Raw genomic sequence first — 21,620 nt, 5'->3', positions numbered from 1 at the left:
CGGTATGCCAATGGCAGTCGCTGAGCCCACCACGGACGGCACCTATCGCGACCGGATCGTCGCCGTCGAACCCGGAGGGAACGAGTACATCGCCGAAGCCGACCGGCACGGCAAGCCGCGCCAACTGTTCTGGACCTGGACGTCACCGAACCTCGAGTTCGCGACGATCTTCGTCGGCATGCTCGCGGTGCTCGCCTTCGGGATGACGTTCTGGCAGGCGGTCGCTGGGATCGTGATCGGCACGGGGCTCGGTGCCACCGCGCACTACTTCTTGTCCGCGCGCGGTCCACTGCACGGGGTGCCGCAGATGGTGCTGGGCCGCATGGCATTCGGTTTCAGGGGCAACGCCGTGCCGTCGGTGCTGATGTCCATCACTGCCGGTGTGGGCTGGTTCGCCACCAACAGCGTCAGCGGCGCGTTCGCGCTCTCGACGCTGTTCGGCATCGGCCCGTTGGTCGCGCTCATCGTGATCGTGCTGCTGCAAACGGGTTTCGCCTTCTTCGGGCACAACCTGGTGCAGGCCTTCGAGCGGTGGTCGTTCCCGTTCCTGGCCGTCATCTTCGTCGTCGCGTCGGTGGCGATCTTCGCGCACGCCGACTTCACCACGCCCGTGGCGGCCGAGGGCGTTGGCGGCATGGGCGGCTTCCTGCTGACCGTGGGCACCTCGTTCGGCTACGCCGCAGGCTGGACGCCGTACGCGGCCGACTACACCAGGTACCTGCCGTCGACCGTATCCACCGCGCGCACCGGGCTGTTCGCGTCGTCGGGACTGTTCCTGTCCTGTGTGGTGCTCGAAATCGTCGGCGCGGCATCGGTGACCACTGGCGAGGCGTCGCTCGCCGACCCCACCGGCTCGTTCACCTCCGAACTGGCCTCACCGATCGCCAACGCAACGCTGCTGGCGATCGCCGTCGGCGCCATCGCCGCGAACTCAATCAACATCTATTCCGGCGCAATGGCTTTCGTGACGATCGGGATCAAGCTGCCCGCGCACATCGCACGGGCCCTGGTCACCGTGTTCTTCGGCGTGGCCGGCTTCTTGGTGGCATGGTGGGCGCTTCCCGACGCCGCGCACAGCTACGAGGCGTTCCTGCTCATCATCGCCTACTGGATCGGGCCGTGGCTGGGCGTCGTGTTCGCCGACCAGTACCTGCGCCGCAATCAACCGATCGCGGAGTTCCTCTACGACCGGTCGTACACCAACTGGAACGGCCTGCTGTCCTTCGTCATCGGCCTCGTCGCGTCGGTGCTGCTGTTCGCCAACCAGGAGAAGCTGGTCGGCGTGGTCACCAGGGCCGTGCCAGAACTCGGCGACGTCACGTTCTTCGCGGGCTTCCTGTTGGCGGGCGGCTGCTACCTGCTGCTGTGCAGGTCGAAGATCGCCAAGGAGCGCGACGTGGCGCCGGTGACGTCGTGACACCGGAGCAGATGTTGGACGTCGCCGTCGAGGAGGCACGACAGGGCCTGGCGGAGGGCGGGATCCCGATCGGGGCGGCGCTGTTCTCCGCCGACGGCAGCGTGCTCGGCCGCGGCCACAACCGGCGCGTGCAGCAGGACGACCCGTCGGTGCACGCCGAGACGGACGCGTTCCGCGCCGCAGGCAGGCAGCGCAACTACCGCTCCACGGTGATGGTCACCACGCTGTCGCCGTGTTGGTACTGCAGCGGGCTGGTGCGGCAGTTCAACATTGGCGCGCTGATCGTGGGGGAGTCGACGACCTTCCGCGGCGGACACGACTGGCTCGCCGAGCACGGCGTCTCGGTCACGGTGCTCGACGACGCGCGGTGCGTGGAGATGATGACCGACTTCATCGCTGCGCGCCCCGACCTGTGGGCGGAGGACATCGGTGAGTGAGGTGAACGGATGAGTGCGATTGCGACCATCGACCTGTCGCGCTGGCGCGCCGGTGGTGCCGACGCCGACGCAGTGGCCGCCGAGGTGGACGCCGGGCTGCAGCGGGCGGGATTCATCCTCGTCACCGGCCACGGCGTCGACCCGGGCCTGACCGCCGCGGTGCGGGCGGCCAGTCGGTCGTTCTTCGCCCAACCCGAGCACGTCAAGGCGACCTATTCGGTGCCGGTCGGCGGTCACGGATGGATCGGGCCGGGTGCCGAGGCCAACGGCTACGCCGAGGGAACCGAGACGCCACCGGACCTCAAGGAGAGTTTCAGCCTCGGCGCCGAGACGGCGACCGGTGACCCGGACGTCGACCGAATCTGGTTCGCGCCCAACGCATGGCCTGCGGAAGTGCCGTCGCTGCAGCCGCTGGTCGACGAGTACACCGCGGCCATGCACAGGGTCTCCGACGAACTGCTCGCCCTCTTCTCCCACGCCCTCGCCTTGTCCGACAATCCGTGGCTGGCGCTGGCGGATCAGCCGACGTGGACGATGAACATCAACCACTACCCGCCGGTGAGCGTGGTCGGCCAGCCCGAGCCGGGCCAGTTCCGCATCGGGCCGCATACCGACTTCGGCACCGTGACCGTGCTCGACCGCGAGCCGGGAGCCGGTGGGCTGCAGGTGTTCTCCGACGACGGCGGCTGGGCCGACGCACCGTACGACCCGGCGGCGCTCACCGTGAACATCGGCGACCTGCTCGAGTACTGGAGTGGCATGCGGTGGCCCTCGGGCCGCCACCGGGTGCTGCCGCCGCAACCCGAGGCGCCGGAGGAGGACCTGGTGTCGCTCATCTACTTCTACGAGGCCAACCACGACGCGCTCGTCCGCCCGCTCGATCCGCCCGTCGGCCGCGTCGCCGGGCTCGATCCGGTCACGTCGGCCGACTTCGTCAAGCAACGGCTCGACGCCATCACGGTGGGATAACCGCTGCGTGCGGGGACGTCCGTCCGCTCTGCCACAATGGCGGTCATGCGCGTCTACCTCGGCGGCGACCACGCCGGATTCGAACTCAAGCAGGCGATCTTCGAGCACTTGTTGGCGGGCGGCCACGAGCCGATCGACTGCGGTGCCTTCGCCTACGACGCGCAGGACGACTATCCCGCGTTCTGCATCGCCGCCGCGGAGCGGACCGTGGCCGATCCCGGCAGCCTGGGCATCGTGCTCGGCGGGTCGGGCAACGGCGAGCAGATCGCCGCCAACAAGGTGCCCGGCGCACGGTGCGCGCTGGCGTGGAGCGTCGAGACGGCGCAACTCGCCCGTCAACACAACAACGCCCAGCTGATCGGCATCGGCGGCCGCATGCACACGGTGGAAGAGGCGCTCGCCATCGTCGACGCGTTCCTCGCGACGGCATGGTCGGAGGAGCCGCGGCACCAGCGCCGCATCGACATCCTGGCCGAATACGAGACGTCGCACGTCGCACCTCCGGTGCCCGGCGCCTCCGCCTGACCCATGCCCGAGGGCCACACGCTGCACCGGCTGGCCCGGCTGCACCAGCAGAGATTCGCAGGCGCCCCCGTCGAGGTGTCGAGCCCCCAAGGCCGCTTCGCCGAGGGTGCCGCCGCCGTGGACGGACGGGTGCTGCGCAAGGCGAGTGCCTGGGGCAAGCATCTGTTCCACGACTACGAGGGCGGCCTGATCGTCCACGTTCACCTCGGGCTGTACGGAACCTTCACCGAGCGGCCCGTGCCGATGCCCGCACCCGTGGGCCAGGTGCGGATGCGCATGGTCGGCGTGGAGTACGGCACCGATCTGCGCGGTCCGACGGCTTGTGAGATCCTGCACCGCGCCGAGGTCGACGAGATCATCGCCCGGCTCGGCCCCGACCCGTTGCGCCGCAACCCCGACGCGGCGAAGGCGTGGACGCGAATCAGCAAGTCCCGCAGACCGATCGGTGCTCTGCTGATGGATCAGTCGGTCATCGCAGGCGTCGGCAACGTGTACCGCAGCGAGCTGCTGTACCGCCACCTCATCGACCCGCACCGGCCCGGCACCCACGTCAGCGCCGAGGAGTTCGACGCGGCGTGGACCGACCTGGTCAAGCTGATGAAGGTCGGCGTCAGCCGCGGCAAGATCATCACGATCCGCAGGCCCGACGACAAGGGGCCGCCGTCCTACCGTCCCGGTCGCCCGCGGTCGTACGTCTACCGCCGTGCCGGCGACGCGTGCCGCGTCTGCGGGGACACCATCCGCACCGAGGTGATGGAGGGCCGCAACCTGTTCTGGTGTCCCACCTGTCAGGTGTAAGCCCTACCGACCCCTCGCCGAGACTGCTGTGAGGACGTGATCCGAGGCTCATTCGTGATCTGGCAGCAGTCTCGACGCGAGCCGAACGGGGTTTGACGGGACAATCGTCGCGTGGAACTGATCCTCGTCGTCGTCGGCGCCATCGTCGTGACCGCCATCGCCCATCGTCGCGGTCTGGAACCTGCGCTGATCATCGTGGTGGTGGGCAGCGCGGTGTCGTTCCTGCCCGGATTCGAGGCGCCCGAACTCGATTCGCACATCCTGCTGACGGTGGTGTTGCCGCCGCTGCTGTATTCGGCGGCGCTCAACTTCTCGTTCCCGACGTTCCTGCGCAACATCCGGCCCATCCTGGGGCTCGGTGTCGGCCTGGTGGTCATCACGGCCTTCGTGGTGGCTGCGGTGTCGTCGTGGCTGGTGGTCGTGCCGCTGACGTTCGCGACGGCCCTGGTCCTCGGCGCGATCGTCGCACCGCCCGATGCGGTGACGGCCGTGGCGGTGGGCCGCAAGCTTGGTCTGCCCAAGCGGGTGATGGCGATCCTGACCGGCGAGAGCCTGATCAACGACGCCGCCGCACTGACGCTGTTCTCGATCGCGGTCGCGCAGGTGGCCGGTAGTCACACGTTCATCGGCAACCCGTTCCTGCTGTTCGGCTACAGCGCCACCGTCGGCCCCATCGTCGGTGGCGTGCTCGGCGTCGTGACGCTGTGGATCCGCAAGCGGCTGGCCAACCCGGGTCTGGAGACGGTCCAGGGTCTGGTGGTCCCGTTCGCGGCGTTCATAGTCGCCGAGGAACTGCACGCCTCAGGGGTGCTCGCCGTCGTCGTCGCCGGATTCGTGGTGGGCAGCGGCACGCTCGGCGCGGGCTACCAGACCCGCCTGCAGGAGCGCTACGTCTGGAACTCGGTCGACGTGTTGCTCGAGGCGTTCGTGTTCGCCTACATCGGACTTCATCTGCGGTTCGTCCTCGAGGACCTGCGCGAGGCGCACGAATCGCTCGGCGAGGTCGCCGTGGCGTCGGCCATCGTGCTGCTGATCGTGCTCGTCATCCGGCCGCTGTCGGTGTTCGCAATATTTGGCCGCAACAAGTTGTCCAACCACGTCGAGCGGCGGCTCAGCGTGCCGGCTCCCGACGGCGGTGGCCGCCGGGCGTCGAGCACCCGGCAGCGCGTTCGGTCACCAGGCCGATGGCGGTCGCGGATCGACCGGCGGGAACTGTCCTGGCAGGAGAACGTCGTGGTGTCGTGGACGGGCATGCGCGGGGTGGTGACACTGGCGGCCGCCGCGGCGATCCCCGCGACGACGGTCAGCGGGGAGCCGTTCCCCGAGCGGGCCACCATCCAGGCCATCGCCTTCGTCGTCAGCGTCGGCACGCTGCTGATTCAGGGCTGGTCGCTGCCCGCGCTGATCCGACGGCTTCGGCTGTCGCGGTTCTCCGACGACCACGCCGCCGACCGTGGTGAGGAACTCAAGGCGGAGCGGGTGGTTCACGACGCGGCCGACGAGGTGCTCGCGGCGTTCCGCGCCGACCCGCCTGCTGGCATGGACCCGCGCACGCTCGAGGAAATCCGTGCGGCGATCGCCCGCCACTCCGAGGACGTCGACGAGATGCCCGACCCCGAGGCGCCCACCAAGCGGGCGCAGGTCTTCTCCGCGCTCTACCGCGACGTGCTCGCCGCGCAGCGGGAAGCGCTGATCACCGAGCGGGACGAGGGCCGCATCGAGGACGAGGCCGTGCGCGCGATGTTGGAGCGCCTCGATCTACAGGAGGCAGGTGTGTCGGCGCGTCTGGAGAGCCGGTTCTGACTCAGAACCCGAAGTCGCCGCCACCGAAGTCGCCGAGGCCGCCACCGTCGCCGCCCCAGCCGCCGTCGCCCCCGCCGCCATCCCAGCCACCGCCGTCGCCGCCGGCATCTCCACCGGCGTCACCGCCGCCGTCGATTGCGCCCTGGTCTCCGCCGTCACCGGAACCGTTCTCGAACGCCTGCGTGTCGTAGCCGACGCCGCCCATCCCGGAGAACAGCGACGTGAACAGCAGTGCCGAGCCCACGCCCCAGGCGCCGGCCACCAGTGCGGGCTTCCACCACGGCTCGGAGTACCAGCCAGCGGGAACCGGGCGCCCGGCGACGCGGCCGCCCGGGTAGTAGTTGGGCGTGCGCTGCGAGGGCGCGGGGGAGGCCTCGATCTCTCGGCCCTCGAACTCGACCCGACGGTCCTCGGTCACGGTGCCCGCAGACTTCTGGCCGGACAGCGATTCGAGTTCCGGTCCCGGATCCATGCCCATCGCCACGCGGGCGGCGCGCACGTAGTAGAGCCCTTCGACGGCGCTCTCCTTGGCCAGCTGCGCCTGCTTGACCGTGGTGGCCTGGTCGATCTGCGATGCCGCCGCGTTGTAGCGCTCGGAGGCGTCGGCCATGGCCTGCTTCGACGCCTCGTCGTTGCCGCTGAGGTTGAGCACCTGCCCGCCGAGGCGCTCGATGAGTCGCCGGGCGTCGGCCTTGGCGTCGGCGAGGGTGTTGGCGTTGCGTGCGCCGGTCGCCTTGTTCGTGCTGTAGACCGCCACGCCGATGGCGACGACGACCAGCACGATGAGCAGAAGCAGGAAGCTTTCCATGACGTTCAGCCTACCGACGGGAAACGCCCAGCGAGTGTCGTCAGAGCGCGTGCAGTGCGAGTACGCCCGCGATGCTCAGCCCGGCGCCCGCCAGCGCGATCTTCGAGGCGTGTTCTTCGAAGTGGTGCAGTGCCAACAGCATGGTGATGACGGGGTAGGCCGCCGAGGTCGCCACCACCAGGGTCCCCGAGGCCTGGTCGAGGCCGAACCCAACGTTGATCGCCAGGACCGCCAGCATCTGCAGCACTCCGGCCGCCAGGACGTACGGGTTGCGTAGCGTCTCGAGGGCCAGCGTTCGGGTCACCGACTCGCGCCGCCGTCGGGTCACCAGTACGACGCCGATGACCGGAACCATCGTGACGAATTGAATCAACGTGACCGTCTGCCAACCGAATTGGCCGATGGCCTGACCCACCAGCGGGTAACCGAACCCCCACAGCACCGTGGTGAGCAGAGCCAGCGCCGGACCCGTGCTCAGCTTGCGTTCACTGCGGTCGACGTTGAACAGCCCGGCGGCGGCCATGATCCCCACCACGATGACCGCGATCGCGACGCATTCGGCCACGCTGAGTTCGGCGTGGAAGAACGCCACGCCGACCACCGTGGTGACCAGGGGATAGGCGGCGCTCAATGGGCTCGCCAGGCTGACGGGACCGATGTCGAAGGCGAGGTACAGCGTGCACATGCCCGCACCCATCAGCAGCCCGCCGCCCACGGCGTACGCCCATCCCGACGTCGTCATCGCAGGCATGCCGTCGGTGAACAGGACGTACCAGAGGGCGTAGGCGAGCGTCCCGGTCGACTGCACGAAGAACACCGCGGTGACGGGCCCGAGGTTCTTCGACGCGCGGGCGCCGAAGAAGTCGGCGATGCCGAAGCTGGCGGCTGCGAAGACGCCGATGCCGAAGACAGCCAGGGCGCTCGTCACGGCGCCATCCTCGCAGTCGTCCGGGCGGATAGGTGGGGCAGGTGTGTTCCGAGTTCGAGACGGTGGAGTTGGCGGTGTGGGAACGTCGAGGATGGCAGTCGGCAAAGCACCGCTGGGGTAGACGTGGGGGCCCAACGAGGCGTTCGAGGTCCCCTGCCTGCGCCTCGGATGACGGAGGCGCTGGCCGGTGAACGGCTACCCGCCGACCACACCGACGACAACCCCTCGTGGGTATGGAGGGCAGGTGGCGTCATCTCCTGTGCGGAGGAGGTCGCCGACTTCACCGAGGGGATCGTGGCAGGGTCGTTGCTCGACGAGACGACCCGGCAGTGGCGGCTGGCCAGCCTGAAGCCGATGAACGCAGCCGCTACGGGTGCCGCGGCAAGCCTGGGCTTCGGGACCTACGGCTTGGGCTTGGAGGGAGCAGGCCCGATGTTCGGACATCCAGGGAACATGGTCGGGTTCTCTGGACTCGCCGTGCACGACCCGACGGCCGGGAACACGGTCATCGTGCTGGCCACGGTATATCTCACCCCGCAGGGCGATGCGCCGCAGAACGTGCTCTTCGTACCGATCCTCGCTCAGCTGTGCCCGGAGATCGCCGCTCGGCTGGCGGGTGGACGGCCGCGTCGGGCGTATCGCCATCGGCGGTCCCGAGCGGGTCGACGCGACCGGGCGGGTGACGTCGCCGAGGAACGCGTCATCCTGTCGATTCTTCCCACTCGAGGTTGCTGAACTCTCTGGTCCTGGGTTCCGAGGCTGCTCGAACCGGTGCAATCGGCAGTGTCAGCAACGTTTACTTAGGGCGTCGAAAAAGAGCCGTGAGCGGCTGTGCGCTTAGACTGCTCAGCAAATGAAGCGGGTACATGTTCAGCCGCTGCGTTCTTGAGTTGGCCCATTCCGCCGCCCATCGTCGCTCTCGGCGCGTGTCCGGTTCCGGATGGGTACTGCCGCCATGGTGCAACGAAATTAACCATGAATCCTTCTGTCACACGGGTAATTTCGAGGACAACGGTATCCCGTTCACCGCGATGTAGTGCGGTAGGCGCATCGGCCCAACCCCATGGAGGCTCGAGGCCGTGGATCCGGTGCGTGCACCTTACGTTGCGCGCAGCGGATCACGATCATGCAACGCAGCTATCTCCATGAGGTAACGGAGAGTATTGCGAACGCAACGACATTGCAGTCTTGGCAAAGTATTGTCGCGAACGATAGTTTCGCCGTGCTGGTGGGAGGTACGGTTCGCCACGACCCTACCCACCAACAAAGGCAGCGCTCATGCACACAGCACTTCGTCCATACGTGACGACCGGTATAGCCATCGTTGGTGCGAGCGTGCTCGTCACCGTTCCCACTCTGGCGAACCCGCCCGACTTCAAAGCGGCTAGCACCCCGTTCAGTCACAGCGCCGTGCAACCGGCCTCGCTGATCACCGATTTGTTGGCGGCCTTCAACACGACCTCCGTGGCCCTCGGGAACGCCACGCAAATCGGCATCGACACCGCCGCAGGCCTGCCGCTCGGACTGGCAGGCGCAGCCAACGCGGTGATCACCGACCCGTCGAAGATCCCCGACATCATCAACTTCCTGGCCTACAGCTTCCTCTACCCGGACGCGCCCCCCGCGACGCCAGTGCCGGGCCTGTCGCTGCCGCCGTCGCTGCTCTACCAGTTCGGCACCGAAGTGGTGGTGCCACTTGCCCTGCTGCTGCCTGCGCCGATAGCCACCTTCGTCTTGACGGCCTTCGGCCAGTTGGGGAACGCCATCGGCGCGGGGCTTGCACTCCTGCCTGGAAATCCGATCGCAGGGTTCTTCGCAGTCGGAGCCGGCGTGCTCGGCCTCCCCGATTTCATCGGTTCGTCGCTTGAGCAGTTCAAGACGATCGGGGAGGCACTTGGCTTCGCGATCGGTGGCGGCTTCAGGGTGGCGCCGGCAGAAAGCGGTATCGCCCCGACCCAGGGAATCGCGGGGTGGGTCGGTGCATTGCCTGCCGTGCTCGTGGCGAGTTTCGGCGCCGCCATTGCCAATCCCACTCAAATCCCCGGGCTGGTCAGCTACCTGGCCTACAGCCTGCTCGCAGCCCCGGGTGCAGCCTTTCCACCGCCGGGCAGCCCTCCATTCGCCTCACCGTTCGGTTCCTTCTCGCTATTCACAGCGGGGTTCGCGCCGATCGCAGCTGCGCTGGAAGAGATTCTGCCCCCTGCGCTGGCGGAGGCGTTCGGACAGTTGTCGGGCATCTTGGGCGATGTCATCGCCAACGTCCTCAACCTCCTGCCGGCACCGATCAATCCGACATTGCCCGCCATGGCGTTGGTAGCCGCCAGAACGGCCACGCCCTCGATCTCCGAGACGTCCGTCGACAGTTTCGAGACGTCGCTGAAGGTAGTGGTCGATGACGCGACGACACTGTCCGACGAAGTGGAAGGCCCAGTCGACGGTCAGGACGATGCACTTCCGAACCCCGAAGCGTCGCCGGTGGGCAGCCTGCCCGCGGCAGTCGACGCACCCGTGCCGGCCGCCGAGCCGGTCGAGACGTTGCAGGCGGACGTCATTACGAGCAATCCGTCGGACGACATCACTGCGATCCCCGATCCACCGAAGAAGCCAGAGTTCAACGTGGTGAGGAATCTGGATCCGTTCCAAGCGGCCGACTCCGAGGAAGGTCCGGATGCCGCTGATGGCGGGGACGTGGCCAAACACCAGGAAGGTGAGGGCAAGATCAGCGTGCAGGATCTGGCCCAGCGACTCGCGGACGCGAACGATGGCGAGTCCGAGAAGCCGACCGCTGACCAAGCCGACCAGACCGACGGCCAGGCGGCCGCCACGGGGTAGTTCGGGCTCCCTTGGGCCGAGTCGAGAGTTCGCCGGCTTCGCCGGCGCCCCGGCTGCAGCGGTCACGCGAGTGACCGCTGCAGCCTGTGCTCACTTCAGTAGAGACAGAAGACCTGCCCGAGTCAGGGCGTCTTCGGGTTCGGATGCACAGACGGACGTAATCCATCGTGTTTGGGTTCGCCTCGTAGCCATCCGAACCCGACATGTCGATCTGGCAAACCTCAAGGAATTCACGCGAATTCACACTTGCTGGCTCTAAGGCCGAGGTATACGGTTCTATGTGGGGTTGCTGTACTTGCCATTAGTTGAGTCAGCAACTATATGGCCCTGAGTCGATGTCTGCGGTTCGGGTTCCTTGCTCGAGGGAGGTGCCGAATGTCGGTCCCAGCCACACGTCGGATCCGAAGCGCTTTCTTTCGGCTGTTCGGCGTTGTCGCGCTCGTTTCCGCCCTGATCGCTCTGCAGGTCAACGCAGCGTCCGCGATCACCGCGGAGGGGCTCAACGAAGCTGCCCGCGCCAGGGTGTTCTTTGGTCACCAGTCCGTCGGAGCGAACGTCTTGGGCGGGGTGCCCGGCGTATACGCGAGCCAGGGTGTGAAGGCGCCCCCGATCGTGTCTGGCACGCCCGGGACCATCGACGGAGGATTCATCACCGAAGAGTCCATAGGCGCCAACGGGAAACCGCTGTCCAAGATCGCCGATTTCGACCGCATCATGCGCGGCGGAATGAGCGACGAGGTCGACGTTGCCCTGATGAAGTTCTGCTACCTCGACGTCACTGCCGGCACCGACGTCGCATCGCTGTTCGGGTCGTATCGCAGCGCACTGGATGCGCTGCAGCAGGACTTCCCCGACGTCACGTTCCTCCACTCGACGACGCCTTTGACCACCGGCGCGTCGGCCGACAACGTCGCACGGGAGAAGCTGAACGGACTGATCCGCGGTTCGTACGGCGGGCAACTCTTCGATCTGGCTGCGGTTGAATCCACGAAGCCGGACGGGAGCAAGGCCCCCGGCCTCTACGACGGCTACGCGTCCGACTCGGGCCATCTCAACGCGGCCGGCTCCAGTGCGGCTGCATCCTCCTTCCTCGAGGCAGTCGCGCGGGCGTCCCGCTAGCGCAGCGGGGCACGATTCGTCTGTTTTGGATCAGGGCGAAACCTGTGCTCGCACATGTCTACTCGCGGACAATCCACGAGAGCCACGGCGCCCACGCTGGTTCGGTAATCGCCGATATCGCCCTCGGAGGTCGATCCGTCACATCGGGGATCGCGCGAGCATGTCCGGGTATGCGCGGGGCACGGGACCGGCCTCCCTGGTCGAGCGGCGCCACGAGGTCATCCGGCTGCGGCGGTAGTTCGGTGCCGTCTGTGGACTGATTCCGGCACCCGAACGAGCCGGTCAGGCGGTCAAACGTCCCCTAACAGGGGCTTCGGTGGAGCGGGCGACGGGAATCGAACCCGCGTAGCTAGTTTGGAAGACTAGGGCTCTACCATTGAGCTACGCCCGCGTGCACTGCACCGCAGACTGTACCGGCGACGACCTAGGCAAATCCAATTGAAGGTGCCGCGTGTCCAGGCCGTAGTATTCCGTCCGCAGAGTCAGACGGGGTGTAGCGCAGCTTGGTAGCGCATCCGCTTTGGGAGCGGAAGGCCGCAGGTTCAAATCCTGTCACCCCGACAGACGCCGTCATTCGATCCAACATGCAAGGAGCACCGAAGTGAAGAGCACCGTCGAGAAGTTGAGCCCGACCCGGGTTCGCATCAACGTGGAGGTGCCCTTCACCGAGCTGGCTCCGGACTTCGACCAGGCGTTCAAGGAGATGGCGAAGACCGTCCGCCTCCCCGGTTTCCGCCCCGGCAAGGTGCCCGTGAAGCTGCTCGAGCAGCGCATCGACAAGCAGGCGATGCTCGACCAGGTGATCGGCGAGGCCATCCCGGGTCGCTACAGCGAGGCCGTGGCCAGCGCCGAGGTGCAGCCGCTCGGCCAGCCCGAGATCGACATCACCAAGAAGGTGTACGGCGAGGACCTGACGTTCACCGCCGAGGTCGACATCCGTCCCGAGATCGAGCTGCCCGACCTGTCGGCGCTCAAGATCGAGGTCGACGCGATTCAAGTCGACGACGACGAGGTCGACACGGAGCTGCAGAACCTGCGCGCCCGGTTCGGCACGCTCACCGGCGTGGACCGCCCCGCCCAGGACGGCGACTTCGTCTCCATCGACCTGTCGGCCACCGTCGACGGCAAGGACGTCGAGGAGGCCAAGACCGAGGGCCTGTCCCACGAGGTGGGCTCGGGCAACCTGATCGAGGGCCTCGACGACGCCATCAAGGGCCTCGGTGCCGACGAGACCAAGGTGTTCACCACCAAGCTCGTCGCCGGTGCGCACGCCGGTGAAGAGGCCGAGGTGACGGTCAAGGTGAACTCCGTCAAGGAACGCGAACTCCCCGAGCCCGACGACGAGTTCGCCCAGCTGGCAAGCGAATTCGACACGATCGAGGAGCTGCGCGAGAGCCTCGTCGAGCAGGTCAAGCGCGTCAAGCGCGTCCAGCAGGCCGAGCAGATTCGCGACAAGGCGCTCGAGACGCTGCTCGAGCAGACCGAGATTCCGCTGCCCGAGGCCATCGTTCAGGCGCAGGTCGACGACACGCTGCACAACGCCATCCACGGACTCGACCACGACGAGTCGGCCTTCGCCGAGGCGCTGGAGAAGGAAGGCAGCACCCGCGAGGAGTTCGACGCCGACAACCGCAGCAATGCCGAGAAGGCCGTCAAGACCCAGCTGCTGATGGACGCCGTCGCCGACCAGCTCGAGATCGAGGTGGGCCAGGGTGACCTCACCGAGCGCCTGGTCCTCATGTCGCGCCAGTACGGCATCGAGCCGCAGCAGCTGCTGCAGGTGCTGCAGCAGAACAACCAGCTGCCCGCCATGTTCGCCGACGTGCGTCGCGGCCTGACCATCGCCGCCGTCGTGCACGGTGCGACGGTCACCGACAGCGAGGGCAACGAGGTGGACACCGCGGAGTTCTTCGGCCCGTCGAACGCCGAGCAGCCCGTCGAGCTGGCCACTGAGGACGACGAGGCCGACGCAGCCGGCGGCGACGTCGCTGACGACGACGCAGACGAAGCAGCCGACGACTCCAAGTGACGTACCGCGCGAGGGGCGAAATACTGCCCTGAGCGAACGAGCGTGCTCCGGGGACTCCCAAGCGCCATGCGTTCGTTAGTGTCGGTAGACGTGAATGCCGAGTACGAATACTCGAGAAAGCAGGTAAACCAGTCGTGACTGACATGCGTTCGAGCACGTCGGGGCTAAACCTCGTCGACTCCGTCTACGAGCGGTTGCTCTCCGAACGGATCATCTTCCTGGGGTCGCAGGTCGACGACGACATCGCCAACCGGCTGTGCGCGCAGATCCTGCTGCTCTCGGCGGAGGATCCGACCAAGGACATCAACCTCTACATCAACTCGCCTGGCGGCTCCATCAGCGCCGGCATGGCGATCTACGACACCATGGTGCTCGCGCCGTGCGACGTGGCGACCTATGCGATGGGCATGGCCGCGTCGATGGGTGAATTCCTGCTCGCTGCGGGCACCAAGGGCAAGCGCTACGCCCTGCCCCACGCGCGCATCCTGATGCACCAGCCGCTCGGTGGCGTCACGGGCAGCGCGGCCGACATCGCCATCCAGGCCGAGCAGTTCTCCGTGATCAAGAAGGAGATGTTCCGGCTGAACGCGGAGTTCACCGGCCAGAGCATCGAGCGCATCGAAGCCGATTCCGACCGCGACCGCTGGTTCACGGCGCCGGAGGCACTGGAGTACGGCTTCGTCGATCACATCATCACTCACGCAAACTTCAACGGAGCCACGCGATGACCGACCAGACCGACCCCAGGCTGCAGCCGCAGGCCCGCTACATCCTGCCGTCGTTCATCGAGCACTCGAGCTTCGGCGTCAAGGAGTCCAACCCGTACAACAAGCTGTTCGAGGAACGCATCATCTTCCTCGGCGTGCAGGTGGACGACGCCTCGGCGAACGACATCATGGCGCAGTTGCTGGTGCTGGAGTCGCTCGATCCCGACCGCGACATCACCATGTACATCAACTCGCCGGGTGGCTCGTTCACCTCGCTGATGGCGATCTACGACACCATGCAGTACGTGCGCGCCGACATCCAGACCGTGTGCCTGGGCCAGGCCGCGTCCGCGGCTGCGGTGCTGCTCGCCGCCGGCACGCCCGGCAAGCGCCTCGCGCTTCCGAACGCCCGCATCCTGATCCACCAGCCGTCGCTGGGCGGCGTCATCCAGGGGCAGTTCTCCGACCTGGAGATCCAGGCCGCCGAGATCGAGCGGATGCGCACGCTGATGGAGGTCACCCTCGGGCGGCACACCGGCAAGGATCCCGAGGTCATCCGCAAGGACACCGACCGCGACAAGATCCTCACGGCCGCCCAGGCCAAGGACTACGGGATCATCGACACGGTCCTCGAGTACCGGAAGCTCTCCGCTCAGAACGCCTGATCGTCACCCGGTGCGCCGGCCGGCGGAATGTACGTTGGAAGAGGTAGTCCTCACCTACGTCCCGCTCGGCTGGTCACGGTGGCGACACGCTCATGACACGTGGCGCGTCCCACCCGCAGTGCGGGTCGTCACGGGCTATGTTCTCCTCCTACGCAGATGAATATCACCGACGCGATTCGGCTTCATCTGTCGCATGGTGCGGGAACGAGCGGGTAGCGTCGGGTTTCAACCCGGAGCTGTCCGACGGACACAGTTATCGACGGCGATCGCAGAAAGTAGGCCACCAGGACCATGGCTCGCATCGGAGATGGCGGTGACCTGCTGAAGTGCTCGTTCTGTGGCAAGAGTCAAAAGCAGGTCAAGAAGCTCATTGCCGGCCCCGGCGTGTACATCTGCGACGAGTGCATCGACCTGTGCAACGAGATCATCGAGGAAGAACTCGCCGACGCCGATGACGTCAAACTCGACGAGCTGCCCAAGCCCGCCGAGATCCGCGAGTTCCTCGAGGGCTACGTCATCGGGCAGGACACCGCGAAGCGGACCCTGGCAGTGGCGGTCTACAACCACTACAAGCGCATCCAGGCGCAGGAGAAGATGCGCGATTCGCGGGCCGAGCCCGTCGAACTGGCGAAGTCCAACATCCTGATGCTCGGCCCCACCGGCTGCGGCAAGACCTACCTGGCGCAGACACTGGCCAAGATGCTCAACGTTCCGTTCGCCATCGCCGACGCCACCGCCCTTACCGAGGCCGGTTACGTGGGCGAGGACGTCGAGAACATCCTGCTGAAGCTGATCCAGGCCGCCGACTACGACGTCAAGCGCGCCGAGACCGGCATCATCTACATCGACGAGGTCGACAAGATCGCCCGCAAGAGCGAGAACCCGTCGATCACGCGCGACGTCTCCGGTGAAGGCGTGCAGCAGGCGCTGCTGAAGATCCTCGAGGGCACGCAGGCGTCGGTGCCCCCGCAGGGTGGTCGCAAGCACCCGCATCAGGAGTTCATCCAGATCGACACGACGAACGTGCTGTTCATCGTGGCGGGTGCGTTCGCCGGCCTGGAGAAGATCGTCTCCGACCGCGTCGGCAAGCGTGGCCTCGGCTTCGGCGCCGAGGTGCGCTCGAAGGCCGAGATCGACACCCAGGACCACTTCGCCGAGGTCATGCCCGAGGATCTGATCAAGTTCGGTCTGATCCCCGAGTTCATCGGCCGCCTGCCCGTCGTGGCGTCGGTGACCAACCTCGACAAGGAATCGTTGGTCACGATCCTGTCCGAGCCGAAGAACGCGCTGGTTAAGCAGTACTCGCGGCTGTTCGAGATGGACGGCGTCGAGCTGGAGTTCACCGGCGACGCGCTCGAGGCCATCGCCGATCAGGCCATCCACCGCGGCACCGGTGCTCGCGGGCTGCGCGCCATCATGGAGGAAGTCCTGCTGCCGGTGATGTATGACATCCCCAGCCGCGACGACGTCGCCAAGGTGGTCGTCACCAAGGAGACCGTCGAGGACAACGTCCTTCCGACGATCGTCCCGCGCAAGCCACCGCGCAACGAGCGGCGCGACAAGAGCGCCTAGTACGTCGACATTGCACTGAGGGCTGCGAATCCACGGGATTCGCAGCCCTCAGTGCATTCTCGCCGGTTGTCAGCCGCGTGCCGGTTCCCGCACGGTCGACATGAACAGCACCCGCACGGTGTAGTCGGGTGCCTCGGCTGGATGCATCATCGACGCGAATTGCACTGCGGTGGCGTCGACGTGGGCCGCGTTCTGCGTGGCGGTCAGCATGGTGTCGTAGTCGTCGGCCGGTGAGACACCGTTGAGTCGCCGCCATGGCGACCAGCCGTCGGCGGTCGCTTCCCGCCACATCATCTCGACGGTGGTGGAGCGCTCGACGTGCAGCTGACGCAGCGAGCAGACCAGAGCCCACAGCAGGGCCACGACGACGACGGCGGTCATCAAAGGATCGCTAGACACGCAGCGGCTCGCGGGTGGTCTCGTCGATGACCTCGTCGATGAGCGATCCGATCGCCGCGACCCCGTCGCGGCCGGCGTACGCACGCTGCAACCGGCGTGCGGCGGAGCGGTAGCGGTCACTACCCAGGACGTCGGTCACCGCCGCCCGGACTGCTTCGGCGCTCGGCGTCCCGGTGCGCAGGTTCACCCCGGCGCCGAACCATTCGACCCGGGCGGCGACCTCCGGTTTGTCTTCGGTGTTGCCCGCGACGACCAGCGGCACCCCGTCGAGCAGTGCCCGCTGCACTGCGCCGTAGCCGCCGTTGGTCACCATGACGTCGACCGCGGGCAGCAGCACGTCGTGGGGGATGATCTCGGCGACGAACGTGTTCGACGGCAGCGGCAGACCGATCTGCGACACCGGACGGCCGCCGGTCGTGACGACCACGGTGACGTCCTCCTCGGCGAGCGCGGCGATGGTGGGCTCGATCAGTCGGGTCAGGTCGGCGTTGTCGATGGTGCCCTGGGTGACGTGGACGACGGGACGGCCCGACGACAGCTCGCCCCACCACTCGGGTGCGACGAACGCGTCCGTCGGCGCGGGGGTGACCGCGCCGACGAAGCGCACGTGGTCCGGCAGATCGGAGCGGTGATACTCGAACTCGGGCACCGTCGGCACGATCAGCCGGTCGGCGAGCACCGCGGAATCGAGCAGGAAGATCGGCAGCTTCGGCAGCCCGAGTGCCTTGAGCATGGTGTTGGCCGAGCGGTGCGATGCGCGCAGCAGCACCTGCTGCGCCACGGCGTTGAGTACCTTGTTGCGCACCCGCCCCAGAGGACCCGGCATCGGAAGTACCCCGGTCCCTCCGGGCGCGGTGTCACGACTGCTGAGGAACAGCGGCGTGGTGGAGTAGGTGAGCACCGGCGGCCGGTCCGCACGGTCGCCGAGCAACATCGGCAGGATGCCCAGGAAGAACGCGTCGGCCACCACGGCGTCGAAGTGGTTGTCCGACAACAGTTCGTCGAGTGCGGCGGCCTGGTGCGGCATGGGGCGCACGAAGACGTGTTCGACGTCGAAGTTGACCCGTGCGACGCCCGACGTCTCGGCGCGGCCGGGAAGGTCGGCGTCGAAGGACGAGTCGTCGTAGTCGGCGCCGTAGGGCAGTGGGTGGAAGCGCGCGCCGGTTTGGCGCACCCTGTCGGCATGCCTGGCCGAGGTCAGGAACGTGACGTGGTCGCCGCGGGCGACGAGGCCGCGCGCGACGCTCGCCAACGGTGCGACGTGACCTAGGGGTGGGCAGGCGGCGATCAGGATCTCGGCCATGGTGAACGTCCTCTCGAAGCGGTTTGCGACTGACGTCGATGCTTCGCGATCGAGGGTGTTCGCACTTGGAGGCTGGGTGGAGAAAGCGTGGAGAAGTGGTGCAGATGCGTCAGTGCGTGACGCGGTCGGGCCTGCTGTAGACGTTCATCGACTGGCCGCGCAGGAAGGCCACTAGCGTCAGGCCGGCCTGGGAAGCGAGGTCGACGGCGAGCGACGACGGCGCCGACACGGCGGCCAGCAGGGGGATGCCCGCCATCACGGCCTTCTGCGTCAGCTCGAACGAAGCGCGGCCGCTGACCAGCAGGACCGTGCCGGTGAGCGGCACGCGCTGGTTCTCCACGGCCCACCCGATCACCTTGTCGACGGCGTTGTGCCTGCCGATGTCCTCGCGCACCACGAGCATCGTCCCGTCGGCGGTGAACAGCGCCGCCCCGTGCAGTCCGCCGGTGCTGGCGAATACCCGCTGGGCGCTGCGGAGTTGGTCGGGCATCGCGGTGAGCGTCTCGGCGCTGACCACCGTCGGGTCGTCGCCGGGGGAGTGCCTGCTGATCTGACGGATCGCGTCGATGGAGCCCTTGCCGCACACGCCGCACGACGAGGTCGTGTAGAAGTTGCGGGTCACGTCGACGTCGGGCATCGGCACGCCCGGCGTCAGACGGACGTCGAGCACGTTGTAGGTGTTCATGCCATCCGGACCGGCACCGCGGCAGTACTCGACGCGGGCGATGTCGTCACGGCCGCCGATCACGCCCTCGGTGAGCAGGAAGCCCTGTGCCAGTTCGACGTCCGAGCCGGGGGTGCGCATGGTGACGGTGATGGCGGTGCCGTCGATCCGCAGTTCGAGCGGCTCCTCGACGGCCAGCGTCTCGGGTCTGGTGGTGGTCGACTCGGCGGTGAGGTGACTGGCGCGCCGCCGTACCGTCACGCGTCCCATGACGCCCCGCTGACGAGATCCTCTGCCGCGCTGGCCGGTTCGAACCGGATGACGACGGCCTTCGACACCGGGGTATTGGACTTCTCGGCGACGTTGTCGAGCGCCACCAGCGAGTTGGTCTCCGGGTAGTACGCCGCGGCGTTGCCGACGGGCGTCGAGTAGGGCACCACCATGAAGTCCTTCGCCCGCCGTTCGGAGATGCCGCCGTCGGCGTCGGCGAACTCCGACACCAGGTCGACCCGAGATCCCTCGGAGAGACCGAACGCCGCGATGTCGGCGGGGTTCACGAACACCACCCGGCGGCCACCACGAACGCCGCGGTAGCGGTCGTCGAGGCCGTAGATCGTGGTGTTGTACTGGTCGTGGCTGCGCAGCGTCTGCAGCACCAGCCTGCCCTCGGGCACGGGCACCCATTCCAGCGGGTAGACGGCGAAGTTCGCCTTCCCGGTGTGGGTCGGGAACTCGCGGGAGTCGCGCGGGCCGTGTGGAAGCTGGAAGCCGTCGGGCGCACGCACCTTGGCGTTGTAGTCGGCGCAGCCCGGCACCACAGCGGCGATCGCGTCCCGGATGGCGTCGTAGTCGTCGTTGAACGCCTCCCACGGCACCGGGTGTGTCGAGCCGAACAACTCGCGGGCGAGCTGACACACGATCGCCACCTCGCTGCGCACCTCCTCGCCCGGCGGGTGCAGGCTGCCGCGCGACAGGTGCACCATCGACATCGAATCCTCTACGGAGACTTGCTGTTTGCCGCTGGCCTGGACGTCGCGGTCGGTGCGGCCCAGTGACGGCAGGATCAACGCGGACTTGCCGTGCACCACGTGGCTGCGGTTGAGCTTGGTCGAGACCTGCACCGTCAGTGAGCAATTGCGCAGCGCGGCCTCGGTGACCGCGGTGTCCGGCGTGGCCAGGGCGAAGTTGCCACCCATCGCCATGAACACCTTGGCCCGGCCGTCGCGCATCGCGCGGATGGCGCCCACGGTGTCGAGGCCGTCCTCGCGCGGACTGGTGATGCCGAAGCGCTGATCCAAGGCAGAGAGGAACGATTCGGGCATCTTCTCCCAGATGCCCATGGTGCGGTCGCCCTGGACGTTGGAGTGGCCGCGCACCGGACACAGGCCAGCGCCGGGCTTGCCGATCATGCCCCGCAACAGCAGCAGGTTGGAGATCTCGGCGATCATCGCCACCGCGTGCTTGTGCTGCGTCAGCCCCATCGCCCAGCAGGCGACGGTGCGCTCGGAGTCGGCGAGCATGCGGGCCACTTGCTCGAGCTGCGCCCGGTCGATGCCGGTAGCCGCGACGACGGTGTCCAAATCAATTGCGCGGGTGCGCTTCTCGTACTCATCGAAGTTGGCGCAGTGATCGGCGATGAACTCGCGGTCGACAACCGTGCCGGGTGCGCGGTCGTCGGCCTCGAGCAGCAGCCGGCCCAGACCGGCGAACAGGGCCATGTCGCCGCCGAGGCGGATCTGCACGAACTCGTCGGCGATCGGGACACCGTGCCCGACGACGCCGTTGACCTTCTGCGGATCCTTGAAGCGGATCAGGCCGGCCTCGGGCAGCGGGTTGATCGCAATGATCTTGGCGCCGTTGTCCTTCGCCTTCTCCAGGCTCGACAACATGCGCGGGTGGTTGGTGCCGGGGTTCTGCCCCGCGACGATGATGAGGTCGGCCTCGGTGACGTCGGCGATCGTGACCGAGCCCTTGCCGATCCCGATGCTCTCGGTCAGCGCGGCACCCGAGGACTCATGGCACATGTTGGAGCAGTCGGGCAGGTTGTTGGTGCCAAAGCTGCGCACCAGCAGCTGGTAGAGGAACGCGGCTTCGTTGCTGGTGCGTCCCGAGGTGTAGAAGACGGCACCGTCGGGGTCGTCGAGTGCGCGTAGCTCGTCGGCGATCAGGCGGTAGGCGTCGGCCCAGTCGATGGGCCGGTAGTGGTCGTCACCGGCGCGCAGGACCATCGGGTGGGTCAGGCGGCCCTGCTGGGAGAGCCAGTACTCGGGCCTGCCCTCGAGGTCGGCGATCGAGTGCCTGGCGAAGAACTCCGGGGTGACGACGCGTTTGGTGGCTTCCTCGGCGACGGCCTTGGCGCCGTTCTCGCAGAACTCGGCGAACTTGCGGCCGCCGTGCTCCTCGGGCCAGGCGCAACCGGGGCAGTCGAAACCCTTGCGCTGGTTCAGTCGCACCAGTGACGCCGCAGTGCGGAACGGGCCCATCGACTTGACGCTGCGCTGCAGCGAGACCATCACGGCCTTGACGCCTGCGGCCTCGTGTTCCTGCCCGGTGGCCGTGGCCGCATGCTCGTCGTAATCGACCTCGATGTCCCGCGTGACGCCGCGTCCCCGCCGCAACCGAATCGCCATGCCTCCAGCCTAGGC

At 67.3% G+C, this 21,620-nt stretch carries 19 protein-coding genes and 2 tRNA genes; 14 read left to right on the top strand and 7 right to left on the bottom strand.

Features of this window, described 5'->3' with window-relative positions; genetic code table 11:
* The first annotated feature begins 10 nt into the window (after nt 1-10).
* The 6 genes from LOK44_RS28230 (at nt 11) to LOK44_RS28205 (ending at nt 5,949) form a co-directional block, all read left to right on the top strand.
* Nucleotides 11-1,417: a purine-cytosine permease family protein gene (locus LOK44_RS28230; protein WP_237573396.1), complete on the top strand. Its 1,407-nt coding sequence runs from the start codon at nt 11-13 to the stop codon at nt 1,415-1,417.
* Nucleotides 1,414-1,854, top strand: coding sequence for a nucleoside deaminase (locus LOK44_RS28225; protein WP_237573395.1), 441 nt, complete (start codon nt 1,414-1,416; stop codon nt 1,852-1,854). The genes LOK44_RS28230 and LOK44_RS28225 overlap by 4 nt, the downstream gene beginning before the upstream one ends.
* 9 nt (nt 1,855-1,863) lie before the next feature.
* Nucleotides 1,864-2,823, top strand: coding sequence for an isopenicillin N synthase family dioxygenase (locus tag LOK44_RS28220; RefSeq protein WP_237573394.1), 960 nt, complete (start codon nt 1,864-1,866; stop codon nt 2,821-2,823).
* Between the two features lie 45 nt (nt 2,824-2,868).
* A complete protein-coding gene (locus LOK44_RS28215) occupies nt 2,869-3,348 on the top strand; it encodes a ribose-5-phosphate isomerase (RefSeq protein ID WP_237573393.1) in 480 nt (159 codons plus the stop codon).
* A 3-nt stretch (nt 3,349-3,351) separates the two neighbouring features.
* Nucleotides 3,352-4,146: an Fpg/Nei family DNA glycosylase gene (locus LOK44_RS28210; RefSeq protein ID WP_237573392.1), complete on the top strand. Its 795-nt coding sequence runs from the start codon at nt 3,352-3,354 to the stop codon at nt 4,144-4,146.
* A gap of 111 nt (nt 4,147-4,257) precedes the next feature.
* Nucleotides 4,258-5,949 carry a cation:proton antiporter gene (locus tag LOK44_RS28205; protein ID WP_237573391.1) on the top strand — a complete coding sequence of 564 codons (1,692 nt, stop codon included), beginning with the start codon at nt 4,258-4,260 and terminating at the stop codon, nt 5,947-5,949.
* 1 nt (nt 5,950) lies between these two features.
* Here the strand turns inward: LOK44_RS28205 and LOK44_RS28200 are convergent, their stop codons facing one another.
* The gene (locus LOK44_RS28200) at nt 5,951-6,757 is read right to left on the bottom strand and encodes a DUF1542 domain-containing protein (RefSeq protein WP_237573390.1); all 807 of its coding nucleotides are present in this window, start codon (nt 6,755-6,757) and stop codon (nt 5,951-5,953) included.
* Between the two features lie 40 nt (nt 6,758-6,797).
* The gene (locus LOK44_RS28195) at nt 6,798-7,685 is read right to left on the bottom strand and encodes a DMT family transporter (protein ID WP_237573389.1); all 888 of its coding nucleotides are present in this window, start codon (nt 7,683-7,685) and stop codon (nt 6,798-6,800) included.
* Nucleotides 7,686-7,853: 168 nt separating this feature from the next.
* Here LOK44_RS28195 and LOK44_RS28190 point away from each other — a divergent pair, with 168 nt between their 5' ends.
* The 3 genes from LOK44_RS28190 (at nt 7,854) to LOK44_RS28180 (ending at nt 11,636) form a co-directional block, all read left to right on the top strand.
* Entirely contained in the window at nt 7,854-8,420 is a 567-nt protein-coding gene (locus LOK44_RS28190) for a serine hydrolase (RefSeq protein ID WP_237573388.1), read from the top strand.
* Between the two features lie 600 nt (nt 8,421-9,020).
* Nucleotides 9,021-10,517 carry a hypothetical protein gene (locus tag LOK44_RS28185; protein WP_237573387.1) on the top strand — a complete coding sequence of 499 codons (1,497 nt, stop codon included), beginning with the start codon at nt 9,021-9,023 and terminating at the stop codon, nt 10,515-10,517.
* A gap of 375 nt (nt 10,518-10,892) precedes the next feature.
* On the top strand, nt 10,893-11,636 hold the full coding sequence (locus LOK44_RS28180) for a hypothetical protein (protein WP_237573386.1): 744 nt from the start codon (nt 10,893-10,895) through the stop codon (nt 11,634-11,636).
* Between the two features lie 317 nt (nt 11,637-11,953).
* Here the strand turns inward: LOK44_RS28180 and LOK44_RS28175 are convergent.
* A tRNA-Gly gene (locus tag LOK44_RS28175) sits at nt 11,954-12,027 on the bottom strand.
* A 96-nt stretch (nt 12,028-12,123) separates the two neighbouring features.
* On the opposite strand from LOK44_RS28175, the gene LOK44_RS28170 reads away from it, so the two are divergent.
* The 5 genes from LOK44_RS28170 (at nt 12,124) to clpX (ending at nt 16,609) form a co-directional block, all read left to right on the top strand.
* A tRNA-Pro gene (locus LOK44_RS28170) sits at nt 12,124-12,197 on the top strand.
* A gap of 40 nt (nt 12,198-12,237) precedes the next feature.
* Nucleotides 12,238-13,665 (top strand): trigger factor, encoded by a 1,428-nt coding sequence (tig, locus tag LOK44_RS28165; RefSeq protein ID WP_237573385.1) that lies wholly within the window; start codon nt 12,238-12,240, stop codon nt 13,663-13,665.
* Nucleotides 13,666-13,808: 143 nt separating this feature from the next.
* Nucleotides 13,809-14,393, top strand: a complete 585-nt coding sequence (locus tag LOK44_RS28160; protein WP_179973727.1) for an ATP-dependent Clp protease proteolytic subunit — start codon at nt 13,809-13,811, stop codon at nt 14,391-14,393.
* On the top strand, nt 14,390-15,037 hold the full coding sequence (locus LOK44_RS28155; protein WP_237573384.1) for an ATP-dependent Clp protease proteolytic subunit: 648 nt from the start codon (nt 14,390-14,392) through the stop codon (nt 15,035-15,037). Before LOK44_RS28160 ends, LOK44_RS28155 begins: the two co-directional genes overlap by 4 nt.
* A 291-nt stretch (nt 15,038-15,328) precedes the next feature.
* Nucleotides 15,329-16,609 (top strand): ATP-dependent Clp protease ATP-binding subunit ClpX, encoded by a 1,281-nt coding sequence (gene clpX / locus LOK44_RS28150; protein ID WP_163924314.1) that lies wholly within the window; start codon nt 15,329-15,331, stop codon nt 16,607-16,609.
* A 69-nt stretch (nt 16,610-16,678) separates the two neighbouring features.
* Here the strand turns inward: clpX and LOK44_RS28145 are convergent, their stop codons facing one another.
* The 4 genes from LOK44_RS28145 to LOK44_RS28130 form a co-directional block, all read right to left on the bottom strand.
* On the bottom strand, nt 16,679-16,990 hold the full coding sequence (locus tag LOK44_RS28145; RefSeq protein ID WP_237573383.1) for a hypothetical protein: 312 nt from the start codon (nt 16,988-16,990) through the stop codon (nt 16,679-16,681).
* 10 nt (nt 16,991-17,000) lie between these two features.
* Nucleotides 17,001-18,311, bottom strand: coding sequence for a glycosyltransferase (locus LOK44_RS28140; protein WP_237573382.1), 1,311 nt, complete (start codon nt 18,309-18,311; stop codon nt 17,001-17,003).
* Between the two features lie 109 nt (nt 18,312-18,420).
* Complete coding sequence (fdhD, locus tag LOK44_RS28135) at nt 18,421-19,245, bottom strand: formate dehydrogenase accessory sulfurtransferase FdhD (RefSeq protein WP_237573381.1); 825 nt, start codon at nt 19,243-19,245, stop codon at nt 18,421-18,423.
* Nucleotides 19,233-21,605, bottom strand: coding sequence for an FdhF/YdeP family oxidoreductase (locus LOK44_RS28130; protein ID WP_237573380.1), 2,373 nt, complete (start codon nt 21,603-21,605; stop codon nt 19,233-19,235). Before LOK44_RS28130 ends, fdhD begins: the two co-directional genes overlap by 13 nt.
* Nucleotides 21,606-21,620 lie beyond the last annotated feature (15 nt).

The organism is Mycolicibacterium lacusdiani, assembly GCF_021916785.1.
Classification (GTDB): domain Bacteria; phylum Actinomycetota; class Actinomycetes; order Mycobacteriales; family Mycobacteriaceae; genus Mycobacterium; species Mycobacterium lacusdiani.
This window is presented reverse-complemented; position numbering and strand designations above follow the sequence as displayed.